Source organism: Ruegeria sp. HKCCSP351 (assembly GCF_017872535.1).
Lineage (GTDB): Bacteria > Pseudomonadota > Alphaproteobacteria > Rhodobacterales > Rhodobacteraceae > Ruegeria.
The window spans coordinates 53,918-69,357 of the sequence record NZ_JAEDOV010000009.1; the positions used below are offsets into that span (position 1 = coordinate 53,918).

At 55.8% G+C, this 15,440-nt stretch carries 15 protein-coding genes; 7 read left to right on the forward strand and 8 right to left on the reverse strand.

The features are described from left to right. Positions 1-124: 124 nt before the first annotated feature. From I9182_RS16875 to I9182_RS16895, 5 genes are all read right to left on the reverse strand, one after another. Positions 125-1,144 carry a putative 2-aminoethylphosphonate ABC transporter substrate-binding protein gene (locus I9182_RS16875; protein WP_209506807.1) on the reverse strand — a complete coding sequence of 340 codons (1,020 nt, stop codon included), beginning with the start codon at positions 1,142-1,144 and terminating at the stop codon, positions 125-127. A gap of 405 nt (positions 1,145-1,549) precedes the next feature. After that, entirely contained in the window at positions 1,550-2,332 is a 783-nt protein-coding gene (locus I9182_RS16880; protein ID WP_209599062.1) for an arginine deiminase family protein, read from the reverse strand. Between the two features lie 15 nt (positions 2,333-2,347). Beyond that, positions 2,348-3,946 carry a 5-guanidino-2-oxopentanoate decarboxylase gene (locus I9182_RS16885; RefSeq protein ID WP_209599063.1) on the reverse strand — a complete coding sequence of 533 codons (1,599 nt, stop codon included), beginning with the start codon at positions 3,944-3,946 and terminating at the stop codon, positions 2,348-2,350. Then, entirely contained in the window at positions 3,943-5,130 is a 1,188-nt protein-coding gene (locus I9182_RS16890; RefSeq protein ID WP_209599064.1) for a pyridoxal phosphate-dependent aminotransferase, read from the reverse strand. The genes I9182_RS16885 and I9182_RS16890 overlap by 4 nt, the downstream gene beginning before the upstream one ends. Positions 5,131-5,138: 8 nt before the next feature. After that, positions 5,139-5,777 (reverse strand): TetR/AcrR family transcriptional regulator, encoded by a 639-nt coding sequence (locus I9182_RS16895; RefSeq protein WP_209506803.1) that lies wholly within the window; start codon positions 5,775-5,777, stop codon positions 5,139-5,141. Positions 5,778-5,872: 95 nt separating this feature from the next. On the opposite strand from I9182_RS16895, the gene I9182_RS16900 reads away from it, so the two are divergent. From I9182_RS16900 to I9182_RS16915, 4 genes are read left to right on the forward strand one after another with little or no spacing between them, the layout of a single operon-like run. Continuing rightward, the gene (locus tag I9182_RS16900; RefSeq protein WP_209599065.1) at positions 5,873-6,649 is read left to right on the forward strand and encodes an ATP-binding cassette domain-containing protein; all 777 of its coding nucleotides are present in this window, start codon (positions 5,873-5,875) and stop codon (positions 6,647-6,649) included. A gap of 29 nt (positions 6,650-6,678) precedes the next feature. Then, positions 6,679-7,452: a transporter substrate-binding domain-containing protein gene (locus tag I9182_RS16905; protein ID WP_209506801.1), complete on the forward strand. Its 774-nt coding sequence runs from the start codon at positions 6,679-6,681 to the stop codon at positions 7,450-7,452. Between the two features lie 8 nt (positions 7,453-7,460). Further along, positions 7,461-8,213, forward strand: a complete 753-nt coding sequence (locus I9182_RS16910) for an ABC transporter permease (RefSeq protein ID WP_209599066.1) — start codon at positions 7,461-7,463, stop codon at positions 8,211-8,213. After that, entirely contained in the window at positions 8,210-8,983 is a 774-nt protein-coding gene (locus I9182_RS16915; RefSeq protein ID WP_209599067.1) for an ABC transporter permease subunit, read from the forward strand. The genes I9182_RS16910 and I9182_RS16915 overlap by 4 nt, the downstream gene beginning before the upstream one ends. Positions 8,984-9,112: 129 nt before the next feature. Here the strand turns inward: I9182_RS16915 and I9182_RS16920 are convergent, their stop codons facing one another. Then, positions 9,113-10,000: a LysR family transcriptional regulator gene (locus I9182_RS16920; protein ID WP_209599068.1), complete on the reverse strand. Its 888-nt coding sequence runs from the start codon at positions 9,998-10,000 to the stop codon at positions 9,113-9,115. A gap of 171 nt (positions 10,001-10,171) precedes the next feature. On the opposite strand from I9182_RS16920, the gene I9182_RS16925 reads away from it, so the two are divergent. Both I9182_RS16925 and I9182_RS16930 read left to right on the forward strand, forming a co-directional pair. Beyond that, positions 10,172-10,792, forward strand: coding sequence for a glutathione S-transferase (locus tag I9182_RS16925; RefSeq protein WP_209599069.1), 621 nt, complete (start codon positions 10,172-10,174; stop codon positions 10,790-10,792). A gap of 73 nt (positions 10,793-10,865) precedes the next feature. Further along, the gene (locus I9182_RS16930) at positions 10,866-12,518 is read left to right on the forward strand and encodes a pyridoxamine 5'-phosphate oxidase family protein (RefSeq protein ID WP_209599070.1); all 1,653 of its coding nucleotides are present in this window, start codon (positions 10,866-10,868) and stop codon (positions 12,516-12,518) included. Between the two features lie 198 nt (positions 12,519-12,716). On the opposite strand, the gene I9182_RS16935 is transcribed toward I9182_RS16930, so the two are convergent. Further along, on the reverse strand, positions 12,717-13,049 hold the full coding sequence (locus I9182_RS16935; protein WP_209506795.1) for a YegP family protein: 333 nt from the start codon (positions 13,047-13,049) through the stop codon (positions 12,717-12,719). Positions 13,050-13,203: 154 nt separating this feature from the next. After that, a complete protein-coding gene (locus I9182_RS16940) occupies positions 13,204-14,106 on the reverse strand; it encodes a LysR family transcriptional regulator (RefSeq protein WP_209599071.1) in 903 nt (300 codons plus the stop codon). A gap of 129 nt (positions 14,107-14,235) precedes the next feature. Between I9182_RS16940 and I9182_RS16945 the strand changes: the two genes are divergently transcribed. Then, the gene (locus I9182_RS16945; RefSeq protein ID WP_209599072.1) at positions 14,236-15,147 is read left to right on the forward strand and encodes a PhzF family phenazine biosynthesis protein; all 912 of its coding nucleotides are present in this window, start codon (positions 14,236-14,238) and stop codon (positions 15,145-15,147) included. Positions 15,148-15,440 lie beyond the last annotated feature (293 nt).

Genomic DNA, 15,440 nt, shown 5'->3' on the forward strand with positions numbered 1-15,440 from the left:
TCCTCACATCTGCACCTCGGGCACGACCGATCCTGGCCGGTGCGCGCCGGGTGAGTTGGTGTTGTTGGTGGGAACAAGAGAGTGGCGTGCAGGAGCAGCACAAAAGCCCCTCCTGCCAATGGGTTTATTTCGCTTCAGACTTTCCGTCATAGCGAGACTGCCATTCCTTCAGGATTGCCGCGCGATTGTTGGCGGCATACTCAAAATCATTGTTGATCATCGCATCCAGAAGACCCTCTGGGAAGTGCTCAACCGGTTTTGCAACACCGGGATACGCCACGACCGCATAGCCGGTATTGTACATCTCGTTGGCCTCTTTGGTGACAGTGAAATCCACCAGCTTCTGCGCGGCTTCCAGATTTGCGGTACCGGCAACGATTGCGGTTGCCTCCATGTCCCAGCCTACGCCTTCCGAAGGCACAATGATCTCCAGCGGTGCACCATCAGCTTTGGATTTCGCCCCACGGAATGCAAAAGAAATGCCAATCGGGATCTCGCCCGCCGCGGCCAGTTTGCAAGGCTTGGAGCCGGAATGGGTGTAGCGCGCAATATTCTCGTGCAGCGCATCCATGTATTCCCAGCCACCTTCTTCGCCAAACATCTGAAGCCAGCTGGACACATCAAGGAACCCCGTGCCAGACGAATTCGGGTTCGGCATGATGACCTGATCCTTGTACATCGGATCGGTCAGGTCTTTCCACGAGGTGGGCGGCTTAAGCCCAGCCTTTTCCGCCTCAACCGTGTTGTAACAGACCGAGGCAACCCAGGCGTCCATGCCAACCCAGGCAGGTGGGTTGTCACCATCGACGAATTTCGCATCCAGCTTATCTACGCCAGCCGGGGCGTAAGGCTCCAGCATGCCTTCGGATTTCAGCAGCAGCAGAGAGGTCGCTGCCAATCCCCAAATGACATCCGCCTGAGGGTTGTCCCGCTCGGCCAGCAGTTTCGCCGTGATAATCCCGGTCGAGTCACGAACCCAGTTGATCTTGATATCCGGGTTACTCTGATTGAACGTTTCGGCATATCGTGCCAGATCCTCCGCCTCAACGGCGGTGTAAACTGTCAATTCTGTTTCCGATGCCGCTACCGTCGCGGTCAGTGCGCCGACGGCCAAAGCTGCGAGAAATGATGTGGTGTGTTTCATTGTTTTCCTCTGTTGGTGAATTGTTCGACAGGTTCGCCATTCTTGTGCGGCGTTACATTCACATTTTAGCATTGGCATTTTGACAGAATAAGGTGTCAAGAAAAATCGATTATACCTTCAAAACCATAAGCCAGTCCTATGGATCAATTTGACCGTGAATTTCAAAGAGACCAGACAAGGTTTTGCGGAGGAGCATGAGCAGAAGCGTGAATGGGCAAGACTGGTTCCGCCACAAACATTCCGGAAGACCACTATATCCCAAGTGTTCGGAACTGAACGCGATTTACGCCTACTTGATGTAGTTGCCTAATAAATCAGATGCCTCAATTCTGAACCGATGGCCCTGACTTTTTTGTCAGGACCATCAATTGCGATCGCCATAGGATAAAGTAACGTACAAAGCCTTCAGAATCTAAGAGATAGGCATGACATTCCGCCATCCAGTTTTGCACATTCGGTGTTGTTGATTTCTACGACCTCGTAGCCGTTTTTCCGCAACATTTCTGCTGTACGTGGGAACCCAGCCGGGGCCAGCACAAGCTCGTTGAACCGGATCGAGTTCGCAGCTGCTTCCTCACCTTCGGCTACGTGCAAAACGCAGTACCCTTCGAAACATCCTGAATCGTCCAGACGCTTTGTTGAAAGGATGGTTTCCCCATCCAACAGAGAACAATCCGTTTTGAAATGCAGTACACCCGGCGGTGTGAACACTTCACGCACGGTGTGGCCCCATTTCGAAACGATGTCGGTCAGTTCGGCAACACCAGCCGCGTCAGTGCGATCCGAACGCCCAACTAGGATTTCGCGGCCAGTGACCAGGATATCCCCGCCTTCAATATGACCCGGTCCTTTGATACGGTGCACGTCGTCGTAAACCGAGCGAATAGTTGGTTCCATCTCGGCCACTTCCCCCATGCGGCTGGGTGCCCCTGGGCGCATCATAACGGCGCCCTGCGGCAGACAAAGGGTTGTATCCTCGACAAACACTGCATCCGGGAACGTATCCAGCGGTGACAGTTCAATCACCTCGGCGCCGGTGCTCTTCAGCGTTGCTACATAGTGTGCGTGTGCAGCCAGCATCCCGTCCAAATCTGGTGTACCGATATCTTCTGCACGCAAACCCATGGTGATGGATGCAGCCGGGCGGCGCGTAATCGCCCGAGTAAACTGAAAAGTCGGGTCAGTCATTTCCGTTCTCGCTTTTTATGAGGAGTGTGATTGATTAGGTGCGCGGATTTCAACAAGTCGTGGGCCTTCATGGCGCTGCGCAGCAGTCAAAGCTTGCGCCACCTCTGCTGCATCCGGCCCGATCCGCCAGAACGGCATCCCGCAGGAGCGGGCCACGCCTTCAAAGTCAGGCGGTGTTGGTTCGCACCCAAGAACGGTCACCCCGACAGCTTGCATCGAGGTCGCGATTTCCTGATAGCCATGATTGTTCCATATAACGAAAATAATCGGCAGGTTTTCATCAACTGCGGTCATCAACTCGGGCAGGCTGAACTGTGCCCCACCATCGCCAGAGATACAGAGCACAGATGCATTCGGCGCTGCGAGCGACGCGCCGATCGCTGCGGGTATGCCGTATCCAAGTGCGCCAAACCCGGTCGACGCATTGAACCAACCACCAGGACGATCATGGTCATAGTAGAGATTGCCCGCGTAGATCGGATAAGTGGAATCGCCTACCATGATCGCGTCTGGAACGGCCCTGCGCATCGCAACGAGAATGTCGTGAAGCGCGCGCATATCCGCACCGATTTCCTCAAAAGCACCGCGGCGTGCCGCTTCGGCACGTCGTGCACCGTTCAAGGATGCGGTCGCAGGACCCAAAGCTTCCAATATCGCAGCGGCTACAACGCCTGCATCGCCAACAATTGCCACTTCGGCTTCGTGGCGACGCATTTGGTCGGGGCAGAGGTCGACCCGGATCAGGGACGACATACTGGCGATGTTTCCGGTTGCGTACATGTCAAAGTCCGTTTGCCCCAGTTCAGTTCCCAGCGCCAGTATCGCGTCTGATCCTTCAATCAAATCGCGAACAGCCTGAAGACTTGGGCTTGCCGGCACACTGAGTGGATGACCATACATCAGCCCGCGCGCATTTACGGTCTGCACGACCGGCGCATCCAAACGTTCCGCCAGCAAACGTATTGCCGCGCTTTCCCGACGCGCACCGCCACCGACCAACAGCACCGGAGCCTTGGCTGCGGCCAATCGGCTGACAGCTTTGTCAATTAGCGCCATGTCTTCTGGTTTTTCGGTCAGAGATCCGGACGCTACCGTTGTTTCAACATACTGATCCCCAGCAATATCCAAGGGAATTTCGATATGCGTCGGCCCCGGGCGTCCCGATTGGAACGGTCGAAAGACCCGATCCATGGCCGGAAGCAAATCATCCGAGCCCTCAACGCGCTCGGACCGCAACGCGACTGTCCGCGCCATCGCCCTCTGATCCGGCAACTCGTGTAAGTGTCCTAAACCTTTACCAAGGCTGGACAGCGTATTCACCCCAGAGACCACAAGCATCGGAACACTATCTGCCCTGGCCTGCCCCATCGCAGTAAGTGTATTTGTCAAACCTGGACCAGTGATAACAAATGCAACGCCGGGCTTGCCGGACACCCTGGCATACCCGTCCGCCATAAACCCCGCGCCCTGTTCGTGCCGGGGGGTGACGTGGCGGATACCAGAGGATGCAAGCCCCCGATACAGCTCGACCGTATGTACGCCAGGAATACCAAAGACAGTATCTACGTCGCGCGCAACCAGTTGGGACACCAACGCCTCACCAATGCTTGTCATGCGTTCTCCAACTGCAACTGGTTCACGTGATTGATGATCCGGTCACAAGCCGTGGCAAAGTCCGCGTCATCCACCGTCAGTGCGATACGCACCCAGTCATCCACTGTGTCGCCAAACGATGTGCCCGGCATTACAGCCACTTTGCCATGTTCCAGCAGGTGAAATGCGTAATCGTTGCCGTTCAGTCCGGTCGCCGAAACGTCGATCATCGCGAACATGCCGGCCTGAGGACGATGAACACGCAGCCGCGTTTCAGTCGACAACCTGTCCTGCAAGATGCGCGCGCGATTGGCAAAGCGTTGCGCCATTCCTGCCGCGACATCCGATCCCTCGCGAATGGCCATTTCGGTCATGTCCGCGATGAAGGGTTGATTGCCGAAAAGCATGGTTTCAGACAGAGGCAAAAGGCGTTCTGCAAACGCCTCGGGGCCGATACACCATCCGCTGCGGAATCCAGGGGCGGCATGCGATTTTGATATGGATGACACCACAATGACCCGATCAGACAACTCTGGCAGGGACAGGGGCGAAACAAATTCGTTTCCGTCGAAAACCAACTCTTCATAGACCTCATCTGAAATGATCCAGAGATCATGATCGATGGCCAGCTGCCCGATAGCATTCAGATCTGCCTTGGTTAGGATCGAACCCGTCGGGTTGTGTGGCGTTGTGAGCAAAATGGCAGAGGTTTTCGGGGTGATGCGAGCGGCGATGTCATCGGCAGCAATCCGAAAGCCATTCTCCGGTCGCAGAGGAACAGGCACGACGTCCGCCCCACTGGCGCGGATTACACCTTGATAGGTCGCATACATCGGATCACCTACCAGCACTTCACAACCGGTTTCCGCAACACCCATTAGTACGGCATAAAGCGCAGTTTGGGTCCCTGGGAAACACAACACTTGCAAATCGGAAATCGCCCGGCCGGACCTATCGGAGTAGCGCTCTGCCAATGCTGCACGCAGCCCGGCTTCACCGCGTCCACTCGAGTAGGTCGTTCGACCCTGATGCAGGGCGTTCACAGCCGCGTCCACAAGTCTGGTAGGTGCTGGAACGTCAGGCTCACCGATCGTCAATTCGATGATGTCCTGCCCTTCTGCAACACGGCGTTGAGCTGCAAGATGCACTTCCCACTTTGCGCCACCCAACCCGGACAGGCGTTCGGTTATCGCTGTTTCTTTCATCTTCGATCCTACTCAATAACCGTTAAGTCCAAACCGATGATTGATCCGACTGAGTCGAGCCCAATCTCTGGCAATTCGCCCGCTTTGAAAGCGCTTGGCAGGGCGCCACCTTCCATCCACAGTCCGTCGATCACCGCGTTGCAAGCGATGGCCATTCGTCTTAGGTGGCAGCTTTTTGGGGGCATACCCGCCTCTTGCAGAGCATCTGAAATATGCGCCTCTAGCCGATCACGGAAATCACGGTAGGTCTGCTCGTGGATCTCCTGCATTTTGGTATCTTTGCGCGTTTTATTCAGAAACCCCGCCCACAGACAAACCCAGTCCGGGTCGACCACGGGATGGGTCAACCCGGTCACTACAAACGTCGCCAGCCGTGATCTGGCGGAGTCATTTGGTTCAGCACTCTGCGCGGCAGTCATGGCGGTCATTCGCCGCATATGATAGTCGTAAGCTGCTGTAATCAGGTCTTCTTTCGAAGAAAAATGATGCCGGATCAGACCCTGAGTCACATTCGCCCGATCAGCAATCGCCCGAACGGTTGCCCCTTGCAAACCCTGCTCGGCAATCAAAGACAACGTAGCCTCAATCAACGACTCTTTACGCTGCTCTGCTGGTTCGCGCCTAAATTTTGTTACGTGATCCGGCATTATTCTTTCCAGATATTATAATTATACAGTTGCATAATTGTGGGGAATCGATAAAGCTGCAAGGAAAAAATGGTGGATAGGGATGGAAACAACAAATGAACGTTGACCCCGAGACCAAGCCGGATGAGGCCATTCGGGTCATTGACGTGCACAAGTCTTTTGGCTCGCTTGAGGTTCTCAAGGGCGTTTCGCTCACTGCCCATCAGGGCGATGTCGTCGCCATCATCGGAGGCAGCGGTTCCGGAAAATCCACGTTCCTTCGTTGCATCAACTTCCTCGAAACGCCTAGCTCTGGCGAGATCGTTGTAAACGGTGAAACGATCGCGATGCGCCCTGACGGGTTGCCCAAAGACCGGCGTCAGCTTGAGCGTATCCGCACGCGGCTGGCGATGGTATTCCAGGCCTTCAACCTCTGGACTCATCGCACCTTGTTGGAAAACGTCATCGAAGTGCCCGTTCACGTTTTGAAAGTGCCGCGTGACCAGGCAATCAAACGGGCGCATCAACTGCTGGAGCGCGTGGGTTTGGGCGACAAGGCAGACACCTTCCCTTCGTTCCTTTCAGGTGGTCAGCAACAACGTGCAGCGATTGCACGCGCGCTGGCGGTCGATCCCAGTGTGATGTTGTTTGACGAACCCACCAGCGCGCTGGATCCCGAACTGGTCGGCGAGGTATTGACCGTCATTCGGGATCTCGCCGCCGAAGGCCGGACCATGTTGATAGTGACCCATGAGATGAAGTTTGCGCGTGAGGTTGCGACCCACGTTGTGTATCTTTTCGAAGGAAAAATCGAGGAACAGGGGCCACCTGACGAGCTTTTTGATAATCCTAAATCCGCTCGGCTGAAGCAATTCCTGAAATCAGTCGGCTGAGTAAACAAAATCATAACAGGGAGACTAAAATGATAAAAAGAAACCTTATTGCAGCAGGTGTGGCTGCGACAATGCTCAGCGCCGGAACGGTCAGTGCAGAAGAAGTTAAAATCGGGATCGCCGCCGAACCCTACCCCCCATTTGCCTCACTCGATTCCTCGGGCACCTGGGTCGGTTGGGAAATCGAGGTGATTGACGCGGTTTGTTCCGCGGCCGAGCTTGACTGCGTGATCACACCGGTTGCCTGGGACGGCATCATCCCGTCGCTGACCGGTCAGCAAATCGACGCTCTGATGGCGTCGATGTCGATCACCGAAGAGCGCCTGAAAACCATCGATTTCAGCGATCCCTACTACAACACACCGGCAGTGATCGTCGCCGACAAGTCGATGGACATCGAACCAACGCCGGAATCTCTGGCTGGCAAGATCATCGGCGTGCAGGCATCAACCATCCACCAGGCCTATGCGAACGAACACTTCAAAGATGCCGCAGAAATCCGAGTTTACCAAACCCAGGACGAGGCCAATCAGGACTTGTTCGCCGGTCGGATCGACGCGATTCAAGCGGACAGCATTGCTATGGCTGACTTTGTCGCAACCGACACCGGTGCCTGCTGCGAAATCAAGGGCCCGGTCGCGAACGACGTGGCAATTCTGGGCCGTGGCGTCGGCGCCGGTGTTCGCAAGGGTGACGACGCGCTGCGTGAAAAACTGAATGCGGGAATCGCGGCAATTCTTGCCGACGGTACGCATGAGGAAATTACCTCGCGCTATTTCACGACCAGCATCTACAGCGAATAAGCTTCGTCGTGGAAGCGCTCCTCGAAAGCCTGGGGCTTGCCCAAAGCTTGGAGCTGCTGTCCCTAACCCCTCCGGGTTGGGGCGGTAATCTCCTGCGTGGCCTCGTTCACTCGTTGCAGATCGCACTTGGCGCGTTCGGTTTCGGACTGATCATCGGGCTTTTCGGGGCCTATGGGAAACTATATGGCGGACCGGTCACCCGCGACCTTCTCGCCATATACACAACCGTGATGCGCGCCGTACCTGAACTGGTGCTTATCCTGATCCTCTACTATGTAGGGACCGACCTGATCAATCAGGCCGCACAGGCAATGGGTTATGGCCGGGTTGAAATCAGCGGCGTTGTAGCTGGTATCTGGGTATTGGGCATTGTGCAGGGGGCTTATGCGACCGAAGTGTTGCGTGGGGCTATCCAGGCGGTACCCTCAGGGCAGATTGAGGCGGCGCGATCCTTTGGTATGCCGCCATTCATGCTTATGCGGCGTGTCACGATCCCCGCGATGATGTCCTTTGCCACACCGGGGCTGGCCAATCTTTGGCTGATCGCCACCAAAGACACTGCTTTGCTTGCCATCGTTGGTTTCAGCGAACTAACGCTGGAAACACGCCAGGCTGCTGCAAGCACGCGCGCATATTTCACGTTCTTCCTTGCTGCCGGTGCGCTTTATTTGATCGTCACCCTGTGTTCCGGCGTCGTGTTTGGCCGGATCGAGAAATGGGCCCGCCGCGGGCAACCTTCGTTGAAGGGAGCAAGCCGATGATGAACTGGCGGGCACTCATGCAACCGCACCGGATCGTGCTGATGGCCCTGTTTGCGGCGTTCGTAATCTGGTGCGCACTCTCGTTACGATGGGATTGGATTCCGACCTATGCACCGCTGGCACTGGAAGGTTTGTGGAGAACCATCTGGCTGCTTGTCGTCACCACAGCGCTCGGGTTTCTACTGGCGATCCCGCTTGGCCTCGCGCAGGCGATTGGGCCCTGGTATCTGTCGGTCCCGGCGCGCGTGTTTTGCACCATCATTCGAGGCACGCCGATCCTCTTACAAATTTGGCTTTTGTACTACGGGCTTGGATCACTCTTCCCTCAAGTCCCGTGGATTCGCGGCAGTGAACTGTGGCCCTATCTAAGGCAGGCCTGGCCCTATGCAGTTTTGGCTCTTACCCTATCCTACGCAGGCTATGAGGGCGAGATCATGCGCGGCGCATTCGCCAGTGTAAAAAAAGGCCAGCTTGAAGCGGCGCAGTCCTTTGGCATGCCGCGCTTTACGATGTTTCGCAGGATCTGGCTTCCTCAAGCTATTCGCAGTGTATTGCCGACGCTCGGTGGCGAGACCATCCTGCAGCTAAAGGCAACCCCGCTGGTCGCGACCATTACCGTGGTTGAAATTTACGCCGTGTCTTCCAGAGTTCGAGCGGATACGTTCGTGGTATACGAGCCGCTTTTGCTGTTGGCGCTAATTTACCTGATCATCGCGGGCCTCATTTCTCTGCTGTTCCGGCACATAGAGTTGCAGGTGCCCGCGCGGTAACCAGCCTAAAAAACAGTGAACCGAAACTTGCTGCATTCACAACAAGTGCAGACACAAACAACGCAACCTGCTGAGAGCGCAGCGCGAATTTTGTAACTGGGTTATACCTCCTGGTTCAGGTGCGAAGCCTCAGCCTGAACGAAAATGCTGCGCCAGAAAATCAATCAACGCGCGCACCCGGGCCGTCAGGTGACGATTGGGTGGATAGAGCGCATAGAGGCCGAAGTTTTCCGTTTCATAGTCCTGAAACAAGTGCTCCAGGGTACCCTCTTCCAGACTGCGGGCAATCACATAGTGCGGGCAACGCGCGATACCCAGCCCGGCAATCGCCATGTTGGCAATCGCCGCCGGGGCATTGGCATGAAACATCCCGGCCACCTTGACCGCAATATCCCTTGTCCCAGCTCGAAACCTCCATGCTGTTGCGTCGGCCGGATTTTCGTCAATCAGGCAGTTATGTGTAGCCAGTGCCATCGGATCACCCGGACGGCCCCTTTCCGCCAGATAATCAGGCGACGCGCAAACGATCAGCGGCATGTCCGACAGCTTCCGCGCAATCAGGGTCGAATCCCGCAACACTCCGATCCGAATGGCAAGATCGAACCCCTCTTCAACAAGCGCCACGCGCGAGTCCGATAGTTTCAGGTCAATATCGACCTTGGGATGCGCCCGCAGGAACAAGGCCAAAGCCTGTGTCAGGTTGATGCTGCCGAACCCGGTTGGTGCGGTTATTCGGATCGGCCCGGCCAGCGCCGATTGCCGTTCCTGAACAAGGTCCTCCAGTTCGTCGATTTGTTCCACGATCGGACGACAGCGTTCAAGGTACGCGATGCCGACGTCCGTCAACGAAACGCTTCTGGTTGTCCGGTTGAACAACTGCGTCGACAGCTTAGCCTCCAACTGGGCAACATACTTGCTGACCAGTCTTGTAGACAGGCCCAGCCTCCGCCCCGCGGCAGTGAACGAGCCCTCATGGGCAACCGCCATAAATGCCCGCATCGTGTCAATTGTATCCAACGCAGCGCTCCTTCGTCAGGTTGATTTATGCCCTATTATACCCAATTCGTTCATAGTTACTGAATGAAATGCAGGATTATAACTGGAAATGGTTTTGCCATGTTCTAGCCAGTGATCGCTGACCCACATCGTCAGCTCACTCCCAAGAAACTCCTCCGAAAGGAAGCAGACATGCCAAACGCCATCCGAATCCACCGTCATCCATTGTCCGGGCATTCACACCGGGTGGAACTATTCGCCAAACTTGGCGGCATCAATCACGAGCTGATCGATGTCGACCTGCTGTCTGGCGAACACAAGAAAGAGCCGTTTCTTTCCCTGAACCCTGCCGGACAGGTGCCGGTGATTGAGGACGGTGAAATCGCGATCGCCGACTCCAATTCTATCCTCGTGTACCTTGCGCGGAAATACGCGCCTGACTGGTTGCCGACTGACCCGGTGCGCGAGGCGGAGGTTCAGAAGTTCTTGTCGCTGGCCGCAGGCGACATTGCCTACGGCCCAGCGGCAGCGCGATTGATCACCGTCTTTGGTGCTCAACTGGATGCAGAACGTGCCAAGGCCATCGCCAAGTCCGCCTTTGACCGGCTTGAGGCGCATTTGAACGGACGCGACTGGCTGGTCGGAACCAGCCCATCCATCGCTGATGTCGCGATCTACAGCTATACGGCCCATGCGCCCGAGGGGAACGTTTCACTGGATGATTATCCCAATATCCGCGCCCTGTTGGCCAGGGTTGAGGCGTTGCCCGGTTTTGTGGCCATGCAAAGCACCAAGGTTGGCCTCGCTGCCTGACACCAGCGCGCGCCCGGCCGTCAGTGCCGGGCGCGCGCTGCACTTCCATGCACCGCATCAGAAGGGAGATCCCATGACACCCATCGAACCCAGCGATAGCAGCACCTCCCCTTTTCATCGGGGCGAACACATGGCGCAGGCGCGGATGGGTGTCCGCGATATTGAACACTGGGCGCGGAAAGTTGTCCGCGACCACATGCCCGAACAGCATCGTGATTTTCATACCGCCCTGCCGTTTCTTGTGATGGCCGCGCGCGATGCGCAAGGTCGACCATGGGTCACGCTATTGGAAGGGTCAGCCGGATTCGTCACTGCACCAGACAACAAAACGCTTTCCATAACCGCCTTGCCGACCCAAGGTGACGCGTTGCACGGTGCCATTCACCCCAAAAGTGATATTGGCATCCTGGGTATTGAGTTGGCTACGCGTCGGCGCAACCGTATCAATGGCCGCGCCGGACGCGTCACTCCAACAGGTTTTGACTTTCACGTTGACCAGACCTTTGGCAACTGCCCTCAATACATCCGCGAACGTGCGTGGCACCGGGTTGAAGATTCGAGGCCCGGACCAATGTCGCGCAACCAATATTTGACGTCGGATCAGGTCCGGTGGGTCGAAACAGCCGACACTTTCTTTATCGCCAGCGGCTACCGCGAAGAGGGCGAAAGCCCGACCTATGGAATGGATGCGTCCCATCGCGGTGGCGACCGCGGTTTCGTGCAGGTTCTGGACAACCGGCGACTGCGGTTTCCCGACTATGCCGGCAATAACCACTTCAACACATTCGGCAACCTGTTGCTCGACCCAAAGGCAGGATTTCTGTTCGTCGATTTCGAAAGCGGCAGCTTGCTGCAACTGACCGGCACTGCCACGATCGACTGGGGCAGTGACGAAGTTACACAGGTCCCTGGCGCGCGCCGTCTGGTGACGCTGGAGATCGACGAGGTAGTGGAAACGCGTGCGGCAGTCAGCCTCAGATGGACTTCGGATGCAGATTCAGTCCGGTCGCTCCGCCTGATCGAAAAGACCCGTGAAAGCGTCGATGTCACCTCATTCGTTTTCAAAGCCCGCGATGGTGGCCCGCTAGCCGGGTTCGAGCCCGGCCAACACCTGCCAATCGAGCTTAGAGTTCCAGGGATCGCCGAACCGGTGCGCCGTACCTATTCGCTCAGCAACGGACCGAACAAGCATCGCTATCGGATCACGGTCAAGCGTGAGCCGCAGGGGATCGCCTCGCAATTTCTGCACGATCATTTGGAGCCAGGCGCAATCATCAATAGCCGTCGGCCTGCGGGTGATTTCGCAATGACCTGCGACCGGTGCCCATTGGTTCTGGTCAGCGCAGGTGTTGGTATCACACCGATGTTAAGCATTCTGAATAAGGTCGCAGGCGAGCGTGGCAATCGCCCTGTCTGGTTCATCCACGGTGCTCGGGACGGTCAACACCATCCTATGGCCGGTGAAGTTCACGATCTGGCCTCCAGACGGCCGGGGATCACGACGCATGTGGCCTATAGCCAACCAACTTCAGAAGACGAATTCGGAATGAACTATGACTTACATGGCCGTGTCGACGGGGCACTTCTGGCGCAACTGATCGACGATGCCAGCGCGCATTATTTTCTGTGCGGCCCTGTCAATTTTATGGCCGAGATACAAGCAGATCTGGAGCGCAGGGGCATCCCTACAGACCAAATTCACACCGAAAGCTTCGGCCCAGTTTGATGATTTTCCACGATCCTAAAGTGTTCGTGAAAGTCCGCCTAAGGGATCTAGGGTTAGTGAGAATTCCCTGATGTGACGCGTGTAGGTAATAACTATGCCGGCCAACAGGCGTCCTGGCTTTTGGGCGGCGCGCTGCACTATCGCACTTCGCCGCCGCAGCCCGCACATTCAGAAACTACGCAGAGCAGCCGCGTCAAGTCAGGTCAGATCGTCGACACGTGCGTCTGGTGCATTCCGTTTGACGGAATCGATCCCGTTATCCCGCCCTGAAGCGCTGGTATAGCTTTCACTGGTGCCGATGACCTGACCATTGCTTGCCTTCAAGTTGAACATATGGCCGCCGGACTTGGTTTCCTTGCGTTCATACCGACTGTCATCCGGCGCGTTTTTCTTAACAGACTCGATCCCGTTCGTGGCACTTGCCCTCTGAACATATCCTTCACTGGCCAGAATGGTTTCACCATTCCCCGCTTTCAGGCGAAACCGAAATTCACCGGCCTTATCTTTGTATAGTTCGAACTTTCCAGCCATTTGACGTCAACTCCCTTGTCCTACGATCAAATTTTTCGAAGACATTCCTATAATTACACAAACGTCTCAAGAAAAAAGATGACACTTTCATTCGCCTGCCGACACAGCAATTTCCTCGAAAAACGGTAAGAGTGGTGGGTCGAGATGCGATGCTTCAGTATTCCAATGCTGCCTCACGCTTCAGGCGACTTGCGGCAAATTCGACAAACGCGCAAACTTTTGCGGACACCATCCGCCCTTCGTGGTGCACGATGTGAACCGGCGCAGGAGCCGGTTCGAAATCAGATAACACAGCACTGAGTCGTCCGTCCGCCAGATACGGTGCGATTTGATAAGACAAAAGCCGGGCCAGACCCTGACCGCGAAGCGCCATCTCGATCACGGCATCGTTGGTATTCATGCTGACCCGTGGATGAACACGCACAAGTTTCGGTTTGCCCAGTTGATCAAACTGCCATTGGCCCGACGGTGACAGGGGCTGAGAATTGATCAGTACATGACCGTTCAGATCTTCCGGTCTTTCGGGTTCACCTGCCCGTTCAAGGTATTCGGGTGCTGCAAAAACGACCTGTCTGACTGAACCACAACGCACTGCCATAAGGCTGGAATCCGCGAGCGGACCAATCCTGACACCAACATCCACACCTTCGTCGATTACATTCACGACCCGGTCTACATAAAGTGTTCGCGCCTCGATTTTTGGATAGCGCTCCAGAAAATCCGCAAGAATTGGCGTGATGAACAATTTGCCAAACAATACGGACGAAGTGAGATTGAGCAATCCTTTGGGTTCCGAATAGGTCCCGACCGCAGCGTTTTCCGCCTGTTCCAGATCAACGAGAATACGCTTGGCATCTTCCAGAAATCTGCGCCCGCTCTCGGTCAACATGACAGATCGCGTCGTTCTTACGAACAACCGGATGCCAAGATCCCGCTCCAGCATCGAGATAGTGCGCGTCACAGCCGGCGGCGACATGTTCAGGTTGCGCGCAGCAGCAGCAAAGCCACCCAGGTCGGCTACTTTCGAAAAGACCAGAAGCGCGCGAAACTTGTCCATGCATTATTCCAAAATTGTAAATAACAAATTCAAACATACCATTATTCTGCTGACTGTTGAAACACACTACGTCTCAGGCGAAGACACTTTAACAAAGCAAAAGCGCCCGCAAGAAATGGGAGAAACGCCATGAATACAAGCCAAGCCATCGACCATAACGTGACTGTTCAGATCGTGCACGGTTTTGTGGACAACGGAGTAGGCGGCAACCCTGCCGGGGTTGTCCTGGACGCCGACGGGTTAACAGAAGCGCAGATGCTGAAGATCGCGTCACAGGTTGGCCTTTCCGAAACCGCCTTTGTCTCGCAATCTGCGACCGAGGGTTTCAAACTGGACTTCTTCACCCCGAACCGCAGGATCGCGCATTGCGGTCATGCGACCATTGCCGCTTTTTCCCATCTGGATGCACTTGGGCGTATTCCTGGTCCCGAAACCTCAAAAGAAACTGTAGACGGCCCCCGCCGGATCATGATCAAGGATGGTGCCGCGTTTATGGAACAATTGGCCCCTAGATATGAAACGCCTGAAGATTGGACCTCTCAGTGTGTCAGTTTGCAGGACGTTTTGGGTTCTCTGGGGTTGTCCCCGAGCAATCTGGATCAAGAAATGCCGCCCGTCCTAGTAAATACCGGCAACAGTTTTGTCGTGATCGGAGTTGCCGACAGGGAAACCCTGGCTTCAATCAAACCCGATTTCGAGCAGATCAAAACGATCAGCGACCGTCTGGACCTGATCGGATATTACGTGTTCACAACGGCCCAATGCTTGGACGGACGCGACGCTACCGCACGCATGTTTGCCCCCCGTTACGCAATCGATGAAGAGGCCGCGACGGGAATGGCCGCAGGGCCGCTGGCCTGTGTCCTGCACGACCTGGGCCACCGCCGTCAGCACGGATTTCTGATTGAACAGGGCATGTTCATGGACACCCCCTCGCCTAGTTTGATTCAGGTTGAACTCGAAGTTCGTGACGGCGCGATCACCGGCCTTATGGCCGGCGGGCATGGAAAAGTTATGAAGTCCCTTCAAATTTCAGTTTGACGCGGACCGCGTTTTGTGCGGCATCTACGTCGCTGTTGTTGGAAGGGGTGCAGACGCCCCCTACCCTTTCTGGAGTGCCCCGCCAGTTATTCGCCGTGAGTTTTTGCAGCTGTAATCTTGGCGTGCTGTCGCCCGCTGACGTCGAAATCTGACAACACAAATTGACCAAGGCAGGTGGCTCGGAAACTGGAGGTATCTCACTCCTCCGAGGTATACGCCAAGATCGCCCCGGAAAGCCTCCGAGACGAGGAGCGCGATGTGGTGTTGTGCCAACATTAGGGTGTTGCCCAAGG